Below are 16,741 nucleotides of genomic sequence, written 5' to 3'. Positions count from 1 at the left end.
AACCCACTTTCAAGCCCGGAAAACCTGCCAGACAGCTCGCAGCGCCCTGGTTTGCGGCGCCACAGCGCCAACCGCCCGGCTTCCCCGGCCAGCCAGCGTGGGAAGAGCACGCACTCTCCCGAAAACCTGCACCTGGAACCGCCGGTTCGGGCTCATGCGCCGAGGGCGCCAGCCCGATCCCTGCCTCCAACCGGCCGGGGCCCAAAGCCGTTCAGCGATTTGCAAGGCAATCCCGCATGCACGCATGCTGGTTCCCGACGAATCTCCACTCCGCCCTGCGCGCACTCCATTTGGCCCCGAAAACCCGCCGACTCATCCCGTATCCACGCATCCAAAGAGAGCTAAGTCTTTGATATGAAAGGACAATATTCCGCCTAAAGGACTTAAAGAACTCAAAGGATCTGAACTTCCTTGAACAGCCAAGGCGCTCAAATCCGCTTCAACCCACTGTGTTGAACGGTTCAACAGCAGGCTCGGGCAGAAGCCAAGGAAAGAGAAGGCTTTCCTAGAAGGCCATAAGTTGACAAAATGCAGGCCATTCAACGATTCAGCGTCAAGGCTTCGAATCGTCAACTGTTGGGAGCCCTACGTTGGACAGAATCACATTCAAAGCACCGCGCAGTATTTCGCTGGCAGACATCGCGGACCAGGCGGAACGCGCAGTCGCCATGATGGTGCAGATCCGCTCGGCAATGCTGGCGCCCACGGCGCGCAAGTCGCCACCAATTTTCAATCTCAGCCAGCTGGCCGCACAATGCGGCATTGAAAAAGGCTCGCTGAGCCATCGCCTGAGCAAGGGCGATTTGCCAGCGGGTCAGCTGAATGCTTCGGGTAGCCGACGTGAATTCAGCCTGGCAGAAGCGCGTACGTGGATCCGCGAATACCGCAAGGACGGTCTCAGGCCAGAGGGGGCTGAAGCCGTCACGCTGAGCATCGGTAATTTCAAAGGTGGTGTGAGCAAGACCACCACGGCGGTCACCTTGGCCCAGGGCCTGTCGCTTCTGGGGCACAAGGTCCTGGTCATCGACACCGATCCTCAGGGGTCCTTGACCACCTTGTTCGGCATCCTGCCGGACACCGAGGTGGAGGAGGAGGACACCATCCTGCCGCTGGCCATGGGCTCGGAGACCTCGATCCGCTATGCCATCAGGCCCACGTACTGGGATGGCATTGACCTGGTCGCAGCCGCGCCGGTGTTGTTTGGTGCCGAGTTTGCGTTGCCGGCCCGCCAGACGCAGGAGCCTGGCTTCGAGTTCTGGCGGGTCCTGGACCTGGGCATTGACGATGTGCGTGACGAATACGACGTGATCATCATCGACACGCCACCCGCGCTGTCGTACACCACCATCAACGCGTTCATGGCCTCGAACGGCATCATCATGCCCTTGCCGCCCAACGCGCTGGATTTCGCCTCGGCCTCGCAGTTCTGGAGCTTGTTCTCAGATCTCACCAGCGAGCTGTTGACCAAGCGGGGGCTGACCAAGGAGTTCGATTTCATTCACATCCTGCTGTCGCGCGTGGACTCAACCGACTCCGCAAGCAACATCGTGCGGCAGTGGATTGGCCAGACCTATGCCGAGAAGGTGCTGCCTGTCGAAATTCCGAAAACCGCCGTGATCGGCGTGACGGCAGCCGAGTTTGGAACGGTTTACGACGTGGCCAGGTACGACGGTTCGGCGCGTACTTTCAAACGGGCAAGGGATGCTTATGACTCCTTCGTTGGCTACATCGACGGCTCGGTTCATTCCGTCTGGCAAAAGCAGCTGGAGGCCAGGCCCCCGCAAAAGGTGCCGGCGGGGCAGGGGGCTGGCGGGGTGTTGAACCGTTCAACAGCATCTTCGGTGCCTACACCTAAGCAAGGAGCCAAGCGATGAGCAAAAAGCTTGCAGCCAAGGCGGGGCTGATCCAGACCCTGAACCTGCCAGCCACCGGTGCACCCCGTCCGGAGCTGGTGCAAGACGTCAATCGCCCCAAGACGGCGCCGGGCTCGATGTTGCACTTCATGTCCAGCCAGAGCGCCGCCATCAAGGAAGCCGATGATTTGCGCGAGCGCCTGAAGTCCTTTGATGGTGCTTCGCCGGTTCGATTGATCGACCCGGCACTGATTCGTGCCTCGCGCTGGGCCAATCGGCACGACGCCTCTTTTGCATCGGCGGACTTCGCTGAACTGCGCGACGAGATCGAATCCGCCGGTGGAAATGTGCAACCGATTCGCGTGCGGCCGTTGGCGGCAGCAGAGTTGTTGAACGGTTCAACAGAGGCCGGGGCAGGGCAGGGCGCGTTGTACGAATTGGTGTTTGGCCACCGCCGGCACCGGGCCTGCCTGGAGCTTGGCCTGCCGGTTCGCGCGATGGTGGAGCCGGCGACAGACCAGGAATTGTTTGAGGCCATGGAGCGTGAAAACCGCGGCCGCAAGAACCTGAGCGCCTGGGAGCAGGGCTGCATGTACCGCAAGGCACTGGACGAAGGGCTTTATCCATCGCTGCGCAAGTTGGCTGAAGCGGTGCGGGTCGACGTCTCGCTGGTGTCGAAGAGTGTTTCTCTCGCACGCCTGCCGGATGCAGTGGTTGCCGCCTTTCCGTCGCCGCTGGACATCCAGTTCCGCTGGGCTCAGCCTTTGTCCGAAGCCTTGCAAAAAGACCCGGACGGCACGCTGGCTCGCGCGCGGGCCCTGCGCGAAGAAGGTGCTGTTGCCGGGTCGGCGGTGCAGGTGTTTGACGCGCTGATCAAGCCGGCTGCTGCTTCGGCAGTGGCCACAGACGAGCCTCAACGCATCCTGCGCAAAGGCAAGGCGCTGGCGACGGTTAGCCGCGATGCCAAGGGCAGGGTGACGGTCAAACTTGAAGCGGGCGCGGTGCCTGCGGCCAGGCAAGCGGAGCTGATGTCCCTGCTGGAGAGCTTCCTCAAGGGCTGAATACACGTGGCCGCTGGCCACCGTTGAACGGTTCAACGGGCCAAGTTTGGCGGCGACTGGAGGCCAGGCGAGTCAGTTGCCGCCAAATGCCTCGTTCATTTCGGCCTGCAGGCGCTCTAGTTGAGCCCTGGCATAGCGCATCGTCGTGCGTGGATCGGCGTGGCCCAGTTGCCTTTGCACTACCTCCAGCGGCGCCTTGCGCTCAAGCGCACGGGTGCCGAAGGTATGGCGCAGCCAGTGGGGAGACGCTTTCATCGCAATCGCCAACTCCGTGGGGGCCAGCGAACTCTGACGCAAGGCCAGCATCACCCAGCGCTTCACCGTCTGGTACAGCGCCTGGTAGCCGATGGGCGCCAGTGGGTCCGCCGCGCTGGCCACCAGTGGTAACTCGGGAGGCGCTGCCAGCACCATCGCAGGCAAGCCGCGCTGCGTCAGGTAAGTCTGCAGCGCTTGCTCGGCCTGTCCCGGCACCGCGACGACCCGGTTGCGAGCACCCTTGCCGTGCACCTGCAGCGCCAGGCGTCCTTTGTGCGAGCGAAAGGCACCCAGCTTGGCGCTCAGCAACTCGGCCGCGCGCAGGCCGGTGGCCTCCACAAATCCCAGCACGAACAGCATGCGGTCCCTAGAAGGGGAGGGCGCCTGAGCCTGGATGCAGGCCAGCATGGCTTGCCAGGCCTCCGGCGTGAATGCGCGCGAATCCAGCTCATGCCGCAAAGCATCGTCGCCGGTGCGGCGGTTCACCAGCATCCAGGGGTTGCGGGCCGCCAGATAGCCCACGTCGACCAGCCAGCGAAAGAAGCTGCCCAGCACGATCACTGCCTGCCGCCGGCTGGCCAGGCTGAGTGGCCCACGAAAGGGCGCCCAACCTTCACCCATCACACCGCTGTGGCGACGTGAAATCCAATCCGCCGGCAAGTTCTCCAGAAACGCCATGTAGGCCAGGCAGTCGTCCACATCGGTTTCGTGCAGTCCTTTTCTGCGCACCTCGTTGAGCCACAGCAACAAGCGCAGCGCTTCGCGGCGATAGCTGGTGGCAGTGGTGCTGGCTCCGGCGCGAGCTGCAATCCAAGCCTGAATCGCCTCCAGGTCATTGCGGGCGCTGATCAGGGGAGGGGACGTCGAGCGCGGCAATGGTGGTGGCGGATTGTCAAAAGCGACAGAATCGGCTGCTTGCCCGGCAAGGCCCTTAATGCCCTGTTTGGGCGAAAAAAAGGTGTCCAAGCCACTGGTGGGTGCGTCGACCTCAGAAAACGCCGCTGGCGGCGTTCTGGCGGGTGGCCTTTGCGCTGTGGTGTCGCCACGAATGGGCCTGTCGGCCTCCTGACGAGCCACGATTTCGCCCGACGGGTGTCGCCCCGCGGTGCCGTCTTGCGCTGGCGATCCAGCCCCTTCTGGCTGCCTGCGCATTGCCAGTGCGAACCTGCGATTGGCTGCGGGCGGGGCAGAGGAGGGCGGCAACAGACTTTGCAGATGCTGCGCCAGGCGTTGCGCCTTGATTTGTCCGATGGAGGCCAGACCCCGCCACCAGTGGCCGCCCCGGGCAACTCTCGCCTGAAGATCGCCCAAGCACACCAAGCCAGCGCGCATCAGCCGTTCGGCCATTTGCGGGTCCAGCCAGGCGTCCAGCGGGTCTTCTGGTCGGGGCGTCTCCGTGGCGGTCAGCTCCAGCGCGCGCAGCAGCTGGAGTTGCCGTTCGCGCAGACGCTGCCGGCGATCCGCACGTCCGTCGTTCGGATACGCCTCCGCGTAGAGCTGCAGCACCTCGGCTTCTGACCAGTCCTCCAGGTCACGCTCCGCGACGAAGTCCTCCAGTGAAGGTTGGCCGGCGTGGTCGCGCAGGTGGATCGTCAGCCCGACCAGGCGCCAGGCCTTGTCGCCCCGCCTGCGGGCCAGGCTGCGCAGGTGATCCACCACCTGCCGGTGCGCTCCAACGGCCTGATTGCCGTGCTCGATCCCCAGGTAGCGCTGGGCCGACACAGCAATGGGCAAACCCTCGGCCACTGCGCGCAAGTGAGCGAAATGGTGGGCGCCGATCCGAGGTGCGTAAGTGCTTGATTTCACAGGGCTTATTGCTGGCCGGCGGATTGATGTCCGAATTGTCGGAAATTTTCAATACTAAGATTATTACGCTTATCTATAGGCAATATCCGCGGAAAAGCCCTTCGCAGCGAGACCGCACCGCTTGCACAACAAAAGTTGATGCTGATCGACAACCAAATTTGATGCGCATCAAATTTAGTTGCCGCAAGCGTCCGACCTCGGCAAGCTGCTCTTTCAACGAGAGCACTTGTTTCTGCAAGCGTCGCTCACACAAGAGAAGTCGTGTTCTATGCAGCTGGCAAGCCCAGTTGTAAACAATGCGCCTGGTTGCCGTGAGCGTCAATGATGGTTGCTGGTTGCCGCAAGCGTCAAAGACCATGTAGATGGAGCGAGCCTGGTTACCCAGGGAGTTTCATCGCCAAGGTTGCCGACTGGCGCTTCCCGCTTCCTCTGGCTGGAGCCTGAGCGACCTGGCTTCCCTTGCCTGCTGGCTGGTCATGGCCCGTCAAGATGACTTCACCATAGGCTTACAGGGGAGGACTGCTAGTGGCTGCTACACGGGTCATTCATTGCTCAGACAAGTTATGTCCGTCTATACAATGCGTCCTTAGGACGCATTGTATAGACGGTGAGACGGTCTGTAAAGCATAAAGTCCCCAGGAGGAACCGTTAGCTTCAGCATGACGTATTGACAAGTTTCACGAACATCGATACGCTGCGTCCTAAGGACGCAGCGTATCGATGATTAGAGAGATTTACGTGAAATCGCCGGCTCATCAGCTGACTCAGCTAATCCTTATGCGAAGAAGTGCTGAAAACAGCACACTATCTGAAAAAATCACTTTGAAAATTTGGTAAGCTGGCGGTAGACTGCGTCCTTAGGACGCAGTCTACCGCCAACCATGAGACTTGAAATTGCTCTCGGCGTCTTCCCTACTTGAAAAGTTTCATTGAACCATCTACCATGCGTCCTAAGGACGCATGGTAGATGGTTGAAAAGCGACAAATTTCGATCCCAACAGCTTTGACGCAGATGCTAGGGCAGCGCGGAGCTTTGGTAGTGACTCGCTATGAGCTTGCCCATCTGGCCTGGAGCCTCTACAAGCAGTCTAGTCACGACGGCACGCCGTTGCGAAACCACAAGACGCAACTCGACCGTGCAGCATTCGGCCGGATCGAGGCCAAGTTGGTTGCGAACGGGGTGCTGCAACCCATTCCAGGCGTTCCTGAAAACGCGGCATACGTACTTGTGGGGGCCAACATCTCAGACGCCCGCGTACTTGCCTGCGCAATTGATCCCTTCTGCTACGTCTCCCACCTGAGCGCCATGGAGTTCCATGGCATCACAGACCGGATGCCTGAGCAACTCCATATCTCAACGCCTGCAACAGCAAAGTGGAGGGCCTTCGCTCAAGATCGGATGCAGCGCGACCTTGGCGATGACTACCCCGACTACACTGGCGCCGGATTGCCGGCAGTGCAGCGAAGCGCGTTCACCAAGCTGAACAACCGACCGGTGCATCTCTTCAAGAGTTTGCACCTCGGCGCCTATCGCAGCTTCAAAGAGCAGCATCTCCGCGTTGCCACACTTGGCAGAACTTTCCTCGACATGCTGCGCGAGCCTTCTTTGTGCGGAGGTCTCAGCCATGTGCTCGCGGTGTTCAAGGAGCATGCCGCCGCTAATCGCAGACTGATTCTGGATGAACTCGATCAGCATGGCGCAGCCATTGATAAGGTGCGTGCTGGGTGGGTGCTGGAGCAAGTAGCCGGGCTCACAGACTTGCGAATCGATGCCTGGGCCGCCCTTGCGCAACGCGGAGGCTCGCGCAAGCTAGATGCCAGCGCCGATTACAGCTCCTCGTTTTCAGAGCGGTGGGCGCTTTCGATCAACACACCCGTACCAACAGAATGAACATCGACTTAGCGGCCTGGGTGGACGCCGAAACCGATTCCCAACGTCGAGAGTTCCGGCAAGCGGTACGACTCATCCTGCGCGCAGTGGCGAACTCGAATGATCTTGCACCACTGATGGTAATGAAGGGCGGCATCCTGCTAGCAATTCGCTACAAGAGCGCCCGGTTTACGAAAGATGTCGACTTCTCTACGCAGCGACGACTTCAAGAGGTGCACCTGCCAACCCTAATTGCTGACATTGAACGTGCACTACGTCCTGTCAGTTCAGACAATGAGTACGGCCTGGCCATCAGACTGCAGTCGCACGCAATCAACCCGCAGAATCGTCCAGACAACGATTTCCCGACACTTCAATTGAAGATTGGCTACGCGAATCGAGCATCACGCAACGAAATGCAGAGATTCGACAACAAGCAGTCAGCGAAGGCTGTCCAGATCGACTACAGCTTTAACGAGTGGGCATCCGAAGTTGAGCGCAACGACGTGGACGGTGGGGCGCTGACGATGTATGCCTATCACGATCTGATGGCCGAGAAGTTGCGATCAGTTCTGCAACAGCCAATCCGTAACCGCTCACGGTTTCAGGACATCTATGACCTTTGCCTCCTGTTGGAGTGCACCTCACTAGACGAGGGCGATAGGCAAACCGTGCTAGAAAAGTTGCGCTCTGCTTCTGCGGATCGGCAGGTGCCCATGAATTCCTCGGCCATGCGAAACCCCGAGGTCAAAGCCCTGTCTGCCAAGGACTACCCTTCAGTGGCCACACTCATAGCGACAAGGCCGCCGGAGTTTGAAGTCGCATACAGCACTGTTCAAGCCTTCTTTGAAAGCTTGCCTTGGCCGAGCGAGTGAGCTGGCCAAGGGAATTGCGGGCAGGGCAAACAATTCTGCCAATATAGCCCCCTCTCACGAAAATCGGGTGCCTAAAGGTCACGCGCAGTATTTCAGTGGTGATGTCACCGAAGGAGGTGTCAGCGACGCTCGCTCATCTTTCAGGCGAGCTTCACTTCTTGCGCGCTTGCTCTATGGGACTGGACTTCGGATCACCGAGGTCCTGCAACTCCGGGTCAAGGGCCTGGACTTACGGAATAGCCCGCTCCGGCAAAGGCGGCAAGGATCGCGTCGTGATGTTTCCGCCGTCTCGGACGGTGGTGGCGGCGCCGTGCGAAGCCCATTGGACTCGCTACCCACAGCTAAGGGGCCGCAATGCAGTTGTTGGTGAGAGACGGCAACCAGTCTGAATGGCGGACCCCTTGCTTCTTCAGTCTGGGACGCCCTGATGGGAGCAGGCCATCGGGTCTTGCCGCATCCGCAACTCTGTGGATGAGCCCCCCGGTCTCACGGGTATCAACGAATACAAAAGCCCGCCTTGCACGTGGACATTCGCTCCAACTAAACGAGGGAGGAATGGCTATGACGAAGTGTGGAGCGATGCGCCCAGCGGTTGTTGTACTTGCATTGATCGGAGGAACCGGGTTCCCGGCGAGTGCCCAGCAGGCGACCGCGGATTCCAGCTTGCTCGCCAAGGTCACGAAAGCATACCAAGACAAGAAGGCGTTGTTCAAGCCCGAAGAAGTTGTCGAGCCAAAAACATCCTCGCTGAAGAGTGAGATTCGACAATTGTTCAAAGAGTTCGCCTGCCAGTTGCCTGCATCGGTTGCCGCCAAAATCAAAGCCAGTGTTGGCGACAAAGACGGTTTTATTCCCCGGGATCTCGAGGCCAAGCTTTTCCCCACCAATGTGGAACCGCTCTTCAATCCAATTAATGGTCAAGCGGCGGCGGCTGCGCTGGCCACGCTGCAATTGCTCGAACCTGCAACGAACAAGAAGATCCACGTGCGGCTCAAGAGCTCGAGCATCTATGCTCGGCTCGAGCCGCTGGGCCTTATCGATCAGAGCTCCGATTCCATTGTGTATGCCATCGATTGCTCCAGCTACCTGAACTCCGCGTTCACCTTCGAGGCACAAATTCCCGGAGCAGAGGCGAAGGCGTTCGCTGACGCGCAACTGTCCGGCTCACGTGCCTTGGCAGTAAGCATGGCAACCGTAACTTCTCCGGTGATGGCTGCATTAGTGCCGCTCTCCGTGCCGGACCAGAAGCGCCTGAGCACTCGGGATCGCCTTGAATTGCTGGTCTCGGCGATCATGGAGATTGCGCTCGTCAAGCCCGACGCCAATGACAGCGACAAGTTCGAGATACAGCGTGAATTGCGCCTGCTCTGGACCTCTAACAACGGGTCGTCCTCCACGGACGCTGCTGGCAGGGTTCAGGGCGGAGGCGGTGCCGGCTTTGGTGTCGCATCGGCATCAGCTACTTGGAATGCCGGCGGAACCATCTCCCGAGAGATGAGATTTTCCTCCTTCGACACCTACTTGATACAGGATTCCAACCTCCAAGCGCCCGTGACCATGACGGTGGGCGATCTAAAGCGGCTCGTCAAAGACCTCGTCGCGGCCGCAGCCTCATCTTCGCCGGAAACAGTGAATGCTGGCCAAGTGATGAACCGCTATGTCGCTGCCTACCGAGATTTTACGAAGAGCATTTGTGAAATGGATTGGAAGCCTGCTACGGAAGACGACGGCGCCATCTCGCGGTCGTGGGACCAGAACAAGGACATCTGTGTCTTCTCTTTCATACCGCGAGACGCGGCCTCGGCGAGGAACATGAAGATCTTGAACCTTAAGGTCAACGCCGTGTGGCCGGTGAAGCCTGCGGTCGATTTGACCGTGACCATGCCCATCGTCGCAGCTCAATAGTCGAAGGGGAGCGGGGCAGCGCGTGACCAACGCGCAATCCGTGCAAGGAACTCTAGGTGCGACCTATCCCGCTGCGGCAGCGAACGGCTATGCCGCCCGCTGCGCGTTGATCGCTGAGCGTTTGCTCGAAGGCTGTCTGGCCGCGCCGTCAAGGCACGTTTCGCGGACTCCAATACCGTGGTAAGAGTTGCCGCGGAATGACTCTTGCCAGCCCGGAGCTGCCCTTGCCGTGTCGACTAGCGGGTCCACAGCGGTTGCGGTCGGGGGCGGTCACTTGGTGAACTCACTGCCACTGGCATCAAGAGACCTTCACTGCTACGGCCGGCAATACCGTGAATGTCGGCAAACCGTCAGGCACCGGAAACAACCAATTGATCCTTCAGAGCTAGCTGACCCTCAGGGGCCCTGTGCACCAAGCCGATATGCACGACTGGCTCGTTGCAGCTGCACCAGGCCTTCGCCGGAGATTACCGCGGCTCCTGGCGTTCGAACGCTGCTTGCTAGCGCGGTTTGAACGCGTCTCGCATTTGACGAGCCCTTCGTTCATCATCTGTGTGCAGGTAGATCGAGGTTGTCGAGACGGACGAGTGTCGAAGGTTGTCTCTCACCGTGGTCAGCTCTACGCCCTGATTCAAAGCATAGGTCGCATGTGTGTGTCGTAACCAGTGCGGGGTTGCATGCCTCAACTTGGCTGCCGTGTCAGGGCTCGAATCGGTCAGCGTGGCTGCCGCATACGTGAAGAAGCGCTTCATCACCGTCCAGAGTCGCCCGGTGGTGATGAAGCCTCGTCCTTCAAGACTCGGCACGAGTGGAACGTCGGGATCCCATCGAGCCCTTGTCACAGGAAGCTTTCGAGACGCAAGGTAGCGATCCAGCGCTCCCGCTCCGACGGGGGGAAGGGAGACTTTCCCAGCCTTGGCTCCCTTGCCTACGACATGGAGCCAGTCTTCGTCCCGATGGTCGCGTCGAATGTCTCCCAGCTTTGCGGCCACAAATTCGGCTGGCCGCAGTCCGGTCGCGAACCAGAAGTCCAAGATGAATCGCAGCCTGTGAGCGGCGTCTTCGCGCCATCCCGCGACCCACTCGATGTGGTCTGCAGCCGACCGGACCAACGTCCACTCGTGCTCCGTGAAGGCCCGTGACGCATCCAGCGCCTCAGCGAGTTGCCCACCCCGGGCCTTCAACCCGGCGAATGGGTTCACTAGGACGTAGCGTTGCGCGGTGAGCCACCGATACAGGGCGCCCACGACCTGCAGTGCATAGCTCACAGAGCGAGATGACAGTGGCCCTTGGAATGGCCGCCAGTCTGCTGCTGCTCTTGGCCGGGCAGGGCCAACCCAGCGAGCCCTTGGTTTCGGGTTTCGCAGCATGGCTCTGTACTGCGTCGCATCCTCCGTCGTGAGCGACGACAACGCCTTGCCGCGTTCGACGATGGCCCACAGCATGAGGCGCTCAGCCTCCTTCCGGTAAGAGCGACGGGTTGCTGCCGATTCCTGCAATTCGAGCCATGCCTGCACGGCTTCGTAGTCATTGCGCGCAGCCAGAGCGCAGGTCGCAGCGGGCGCCCGGAAGAGCCCCCGCGATCCGTCGACTTCACCAGGCACGACAAGCGATTCCCAAGGTAGCAACTCAGTTGCGGTCACCACCGGCTCTGGCAGGGCGGTCTTCAGATGGGGGTGCGCCTCGAAAAACTGATGAATCGTCTTTGCCGCCTGTGAGCCCAAGCCCGGGATTTTGGTCCACCAGCGACGTCCACTGCGTGATGTGAGGGCGAGATCCGCAAGCGTTCGGATGCGCTGGGCATGAAGGGCCTTGCTGCATCGAGCCTGCAACCAGCGCTGCACTTCGTCGGTCAATCGAGGGACCGGTAGCGCCATCGCGCGGAGCCGCTCGATGGCGTGCACGACCGCTGAAGCGTGGGTGGTGCGTTGATCGGCAGGGTGGGCGAGCAGTGCCGCCAGGTCATCTCGATGGCGAACTTCCGCCCAGCGAATCAACTGTCTGCGGACCCCCGACAGCACGCCCCGGCTGGATGCCCCAGGCGCCAGTCGATCGGCCAAGTAGTGTTCGACCGCCGCCCGAGTCGACATGCCGGCGTACCACGCGCGAAGCGCCGCCAAAGCAGCTGCGTCGGGCCACCCCTGTGCGGTCGGCGCGGGCGCCGACAGGTGAGACTTCTCGGGATGGATGGTGGGGCGTTTTGGCACTTGGAGACTTTACGGGATTCGCCTTGCTACGGCGATAAGAAGACTTATCGCCATAGCAGTGTCCAGCACGACCAGAGGAGGCAGTGACTTCTACGAAAGAGGCCCGCAACTGGGCGGGCCTCCAACACGATCTGCCGGATCAGGCAGCTTTTTTAACGACCGCGTTTCGCCGCCTCGGCGGCGTCGGAGAGGTTGTAGAACACGTCAACCTCAAAACTTTGTCCAGGTAAGGGAGGGCCTGTGGATCGCGCTCTTTGAAGTATTTCTCTGCGCGCTCGGGCATCCACACTTCCGCCACATAGTGCCTAAACGCAGCCAGCACCTCTACCGGATAGAGCTTGGCTTCAAACTCGCGGCCATCGGGATAACGATGGATGTAGGTCGGAAGCGCCGTTGTGTCCAACCCATGCTTTTCCCGCAGGAATCGGCAGAACATTTGCCCCTGGGAGATGTCCGGAACCATGCTTTCCGGTAACGTGTAACCTGCGGCCTCCAAAGGACCAATGAGCGTATTGGTCATCTCCTGCAGGATCGAAAAGTGCGTGTGCGGCACACGCTGCAAGTTTGTCATGTGCCTGCGAAGGTGATAGGGCATCACAGCTTCGGAAGCGGGCTTTGGTGTCCCTTTGCCTGACAGCCAGTCGTAGATCCACCCGCTGACCGCAACGGCGAATTCTGCCGAGAGCCACTGCGCGAGGTGAATAGCGACCTTTGGGTGCACCCAGGTCGACTTCACCCCCAGTCGGTCCACGACTTCGTCGGTAAGAACGGAGGTGGCGACACCTTCGCTTTCGGCGAGCGCACGAAGGAACTTTCCTGTCTCTTCCGTGCGTACGTAGTTGTACCAACGCCTTCCCGCTGCCCCGCAAAGGTCGGTAGCATTGATGTATCCGTCGGACGCGCGCTGCTGGATGATGGATGTTTGATGTTTGTGCTCGATCAGTTCGAGCGAGTACTGATGTCTGATCATTTTGAAACGGATGATCAACCGAACGGTCAATAGCAATGCTATGATCGTTCGGTTTTGCTCTGCAAAAATGAGGGCTCCCGACGAACTGTGGTAGGGGAGTCGTGAGCCCTCGCCTCAATCATGTCGCTGTGAAAACCACGACCATGATCGTGAGACGATTCTATTCGAGCCCTAGCAGGCCCTATGTGCGCAAGCCTGTGGAAATCTTTGGGAAAAGATGTGGATAGAATTTGTTGACACGTGCGCAGGCTACCTTGTGGCGGATGTAAGTCGTTGATTTACCTGCGAAACTCATTAATGAGTCAGGCCTCGGCAGCGAGGCTGTGTACTCCAAGAAGTCTGCACAAGTGCTGAATAAGTTTGCGCTGTACTTGTAGAAGTCTGCGCACGCCCTGGACGAAGGTCTCCCCCCGTTTGTCTGGCTTCCTGCTTTGCAGGTCCTTGCACTCACCGGCGGACGGAATGCGAGCTCGCCGCGCACCATTGGTACGAGGGACGCCTCACCTCACCCGATTTCGCCGAGGTGCTTTATGCCTTCGGAAGTCAGCCGTATAGACGACCTCACTTCCGAAACGATGCTCAACGGCACATCGAGGACCACCCAGCCGAACCGCTTGTAGGCCTCGATGATGGTCGCACCGCGAAGCGTGTGGACCCAGCGGGCGATCCGTTGCTCGTCCAGGAGATGGTGCGGGCTGCGACATTCGGCCGATCGCGCGACGATGACCAGCAGAAGCAGGTCATCCACGCATGTCGACAGGTCTCCACGCTCAAAGGCCTCGACCGAAGCTAGGACCTCGTCGAGCACCCCTGGCTGAACTACACCCAACCAGTCGCCCAGAAAAAACGGCAAGGAGCGATCCGCGCGCGAGGACAGGAATGCAGTCAATCGCTCCGAAAGCGGAAGCGTCTGCCCATCTGAACGAGCGATTCGCACTGACATGCAAGACCTCTGAAGTCGGAATAGTGGATTTTGGAATATTCCAAGCTGGAATTCAACGTCCAGGGTCATTCAGCACATGGCCCATGCTCAAGACGTTATATACCCGCCAATACGAGATACTTTTGGGCATGCTTAGGGAAGCTAGAAGCCACGCTGGCTTAACCCAAGTAGAGGTTGCTCGACGCCTTGAAATTTCCCAAAGCGATGTCAGCAAATGCGAGTTGGGATCGCGCCGGCTGGATGTCATCGAGCTGAAGCTCTGGGTGGAGGTCTTGGGCGGAAGCCTCTCCGACTTTCTTCACGCTCTTGAGGCAAGGGTTGCGTCAGACTTGATCGGCCAGCGTATCAAGCGACCGTCGAAGCCACCACGTCGATAGCCGTCTACATCTGCTTCAGTAGACGTGACCCGCCCAGGTCAGCGCTCGGCGAGGTCACCTTGACGGTGACCGCTGTGCCAACCGGGTTGGTCAGCGAGCAGGCGTCGAACGACGCCTCAGCAGCTGGCCAACTCTGCTGGCTTTTTGTGCTGTGAGCAAGAGCAAGGATTTACGCGTCGCCATTGGCAAACGCCTCCTTGCCGACCGCGCGATCTGCTATCGCCTCGCCGCCGTGCTTCTTGGGATCAAAGGCGACCAGCATCTGGTCCAGCGTCGGCTCCACCTCGGTCTCGATGACAATGCGGCCGGGCTCAACCGTGACGCGCACCGGCGAACCCTCGGCGAGGCCCGCGGCCTTGGCCATCGGCTTTGTGAGCCGCAGCGCGAGGCCGTTGCCCCAGGCACTGATCTGTCCTGCTGAAGTACTCATGTGGTGTGACGTCTAATTCGTTGATACGGAGTCAGATCACCTTCGCCGTGCGGCGACCAAGGTAACACAGCTGACGAGGTCGGGCGAGAGAGGCCTACGGAGCACAGATTGGCCAGGTAGCCATGGACCTACGGCCAGGCCTCGGCGCGTTCGTCTGCGGGAAGTCGCCTGTCCTTCGCTAGGTGCTCCTCGGCCAGCTTATAAGTGTCTGGCGCCATGCCAGAACCCCAATCGCTGCAGGCACTTGGACACCTGCATCTGCAGTTCCGTTTCGAGGTCTGCACGGGTCGGGCAGGGCGGCATCGCAGCGGCGGCGAGGTGTGTCTGTCGGGTATCGGCTCAAGTGCTGGCGCATCGCCGAGCGCAGGGAGTCAATGGCATCTGGCGAAATTGCGACTTGATCTGAACTGCGCTTCGAGCGTGGCTGCACCTAGTTTTCGGCGCTGTTCGACACTCTCAGTCGGCGCCAGGTCGCTGGTTTCTTTCGAGATAATCCTGCGCCGCGGAGTAGAAGACTGAGGCGCCACGCCAGAAGTCGCAGGCATGTCTTATGTAGTCGAGGTTCATTTCGTACTCGCGCCTAGGAGGGTCTCGGATGGGCTGCGGCTGAACCAGCGGAACCGGATGTTTGGCAAGCACCGGCGGGCAGCTTCGCTGGTGTTGGCGAATCGCCAAGCGAAGTCCTTCAATGGCCTCCTTGGGCGTCTTTGCAGCCACCTGCAGTTTCAAGGCACAGGCCCGGGCCACGAACATGTCGCCGTTGACGAACAGCCAGAACTTCGGCCGGTCCGCCGACACGCCAAACAGCCTGTGGCGGGCTACGTTGGCATCTGTCGGCGCCAGCGCATCCCTGACCTCCCACCCTCCACGCGCGCTCCAGGTGAGACATGGCCCGGCGCACTCCGCCGAGACTTTCTGGCGCCTCTCTGCTTCATTCGCGAGCCACATCTCCCGACGTAGCGGCTTGTTGGGCAGCGGCAAGGTCCATTCGAAGCCGGTCTGGCGTTCCAGGCAGACAAATCGGAGCTTCCCTCCCTCGATGGTGGTCGCCCAACTGAAAGCGTCCCCACCCGCATTTGGCCTCCAATCAGCGATGCCGCTGCGTGCCGCTGCCAGAGCGAGGCGCTGAGCCTCCCGCCATAGCGACACTATAAAGGCGCCACATGCGTGGTACTCAAGCCACGCGCGTCTCTCCCCAACGACGCCGGCCCCCGGGCTATCGTGGTAGCCGATCCACGGTGGCTGGATGTGCCCGACGTAAAAGCCGACCGAACCATGCGCGATGGGACGGTACGGCCATCGGCGTCGCATGACTTCCGGCTCTATGCGTTTACACCAAACCATCTCCGCAAACGCCACCATGGCTGTTCGACTAGAGCGCAGCAGGCTGCCGATGCGCAGAGGGTCAGGACTGCTCAGGATGTCGAGGGCCTGTGTCTCGGCGCCCCTGGACACGTGACGACGAAGGTGGCGCAGCATTGCCCGATAGACCAAGGTGGCCGGGTCGTCGTGCCAGTAACTCGAACGGCTTGATGGCGTTCCAGCAGCGAAACTCGGCGCTCGTCTCGGCACTGGCCGTCTCATTTCGACTGCCGCGCAGACCGTTGTCACGATGCGAGGTCGCGGAAGCCCCGTTGGCGCAGTGAAGCATGCCGGGTACCCGAGGCCGAGCGCTTCACACCAGGTGAGAAGGTGCTGCAGCCATTGCGCATTGAATTTGGTCTGGCTCCCTTCATGCCGAACGTGAGGCAGCCCAACCCTTGACAGCCGCTCCAACCAAGCAACGACCTCGCGCATCGGTGCAGTCTCGCCTGGCGTCATTGTTGGACGCCTGCAGGTTTCCCTGGTGAAGAAGGCCGTGCGCCCGCAGTGGCAATGTCCCACGTGGCCGAGTGTTTTGCCGTCCAACCTTCCGTCAAAGGTGTGACCGCACCAGCAGCGGTCCACAAGCGGGCATCGATGAATTGGGCAGGCGTCAAGCAGCCGGAGCGAGAGCAAGGCGGTGTGGTAACCGCCCGCGACGCATACTGGACAGATGCGAAATCCGTCGAGGATCAAGAAGCGCAGGCCTCTCGGCACGCGACCAAGGTGAGACCACGCGAACGCCTCATGCGGTTCGTTGAGCCAGGTCGCCAAAGCGCGAGTCGATATGGACTCGACTTTGTCGTTCGATTCGTTGTACAGCAGGC

The 16,741-nt window shown here is 60.2% G+C and carries 12 protein-coding genes; 6 read left to right on the top strand and 6 right to left on the bottom strand.

Annotation, left to right across the window (positions count from 1 at the left end):
* The first annotated feature begins 590 nt into the window (after window positions 1–590).
* Both AC3WR5_RS20865 and AC3WR5_RS20860 read left to right on the top strand, forming a co-directional pair.
* Window positions 591–1,874: an AAA family ATPase gene (locus AC3WR5_RS20865; RefSeq protein WP_231011619.1), complete on the top strand. Its 1,284-nt coding sequence runs from the start codon at window positions 591–593 to the stop codon at window positions 1,872–1,874.
* 128 nt (window positions 1,875–2,002) lie between these two features.
* On the top strand, window positions 2,003–2,914 hold the full coding sequence (locus tag AC3WR5_RS20860) for a ParB/RepB/Spo0J family partition protein (protein ID WP_492486838.1): 912 nt from the start codon (window positions 2,003–2,005) through the stop codon (window positions 2,912–2,914).
* Between the two features lie 72 nt (window positions 2,915–2,986).
* On the opposite strand, the gene AC3WR5_RS20855 is transcribed toward AC3WR5_RS20860, so the two are convergent.
* Window positions 2,987–4,915, bottom strand: a complete 1,929-nt coding sequence (locus AC3WR5_RS20855; protein WP_492486837.1) for a site-specific integrase — start codon at window positions 4,913–4,915, stop codon at window positions 2,987–2,989.
* Window positions 4,916–5,942: 1,027 nt separating this feature from the next.
* On the opposite strand from AC3WR5_RS20855, the gene AC3WR5_RS20850 reads away from it, so the two are divergent.
* The 3 genes from AC3WR5_RS20850 (at window position 5,943) to AC3WR5_RS20840 (ending at window position 9,625) form a co-directional block, all read left to right on the top strand.
* Window positions 5,943–6,866 carry a type IV toxin-antitoxin system AbiEi family antitoxin domain-containing protein gene (locus AC3WR5_RS20850; protein ID WP_492486836.1) on the top strand — a complete coding sequence of 308 codons (924 nt, stop codon included), beginning with the start codon at window positions 5,943–5,945 and terminating at the stop codon, window positions 6,864–6,866.
* Entirely contained in the window at window positions 6,863–7,720 is an 858-nt protein-coding gene (locus AC3WR5_RS20845; protein WP_492486834.1) for a nucleotidyl transferase AbiEii/AbiGii toxin family protein, read from the top strand. Before AC3WR5_RS20850 ends, AC3WR5_RS20845 begins: the two co-directional genes overlap by 4 nt.
* A gap of 555 nt (window positions 7,721–8,275) precedes the next feature.
* Window positions 8,276–9,625 (top strand): hypothetical protein, encoded by a 1,350-nt coding sequence (locus tag AC3WR5_RS20840; protein ID WP_492486832.1) that lies wholly within the window; start codon window positions 8,276–8,278, stop codon window positions 9,623–9,625.
* Window positions 9,626–10,125: 500 nt separating this feature from the next.
* Here AC3WR5_RS20840 and AC3WR5_RS20835 read toward each other — a convergent pair whose 3' ends face one another.
* The 3 genes from AC3WR5_RS20835 to AC3WR5_RS20825 all read right to left on the bottom strand — a co-directional run bounded on the left by AC3WR5_RS20835 (window position 10,126) and on the right by AC3WR5_RS20825 (window position 13,745).
* Window positions 10,126–11,814: a site-specific integrase gene (locus tag AC3WR5_RS20835; RefSeq protein ID WP_492487201.1), complete on the bottom strand. Its 1,689-nt coding sequence runs from the start codon at window positions 11,812–11,814 to the stop codon at window positions 10,126–10,128.
* A gap of 157 nt (window positions 11,815–11,971) precedes the next feature.
* On the bottom strand, window positions 11,972–12,820 hold the full coding sequence (locus AC3WR5_RS20830) for a KilA-N domain-containing protein (RefSeq protein WP_492486830.1): 849 nt from the start codon (window positions 12,818–12,820) through the stop codon (window positions 11,972–11,974).
* A 487-nt stretch (window positions 12,821–13,307) separates the two neighbouring features.
* Complete coding sequence (locus AC3WR5_RS20825) at window positions 13,308–13,745, bottom strand: hypothetical protein (RefSeq protein ID WP_492487214.1); 438 nt, start codon at window positions 13,743–13,745, stop codon at window positions 13,308–13,310.
* On the opposite strand from AC3WR5_RS20825, the gene AC3WR5_RS20820 reads away from it, so the two are divergent.
* On the top strand, window positions 13,682–14,122 hold the full coding sequence (locus AC3WR5_RS20820) for a helix-turn-helix domain-containing protein (RefSeq protein ID WP_492486828.1): 441 nt from the start codon (window positions 13,682–13,684) through the stop codon (window positions 14,120–14,122). The genes AC3WR5_RS20825 and AC3WR5_RS20820 overlap by 64 nt on opposite strands.
* Before the next feature lie 169 nt (window positions 14,123–14,291).
* Here AC3WR5_RS20820 and AC3WR5_RS20815 read toward each other — a convergent pair whose 3' ends face one another.
* Window positions 14,292–14,486, bottom strand: a complete 195-nt coding sequence (locus AC3WR5_RS20815) for an AbrB/MazE/SpoVT family DNA-binding domain-containing protein (protein WP_492486827.1) — start codon at window positions 14,484–14,486, stop codon at window positions 14,292–14,294.
* Window positions 14,487–15,008: 522 nt separating this feature from the next.
* Complete coding sequence (locus tag AC3WR5_RS20810) at window positions 15,009–16,031, bottom strand: hypothetical protein (RefSeq protein WP_492486825.1); 1,023 nt, start codon at window positions 16,029–16,031, stop codon at window positions 15,009–15,011.
* Window positions 16,032–16,741: the final 710 nt, after the last annotated feature.

Source organism: Ideonella sp. FW305-24 (assembly GCF_058788035.1).
The sequence above is the reverse complement of the archived record's forward strand: the minus strand, read 5'-3'. Positions and strand labels throughout refer to the sequence as shown.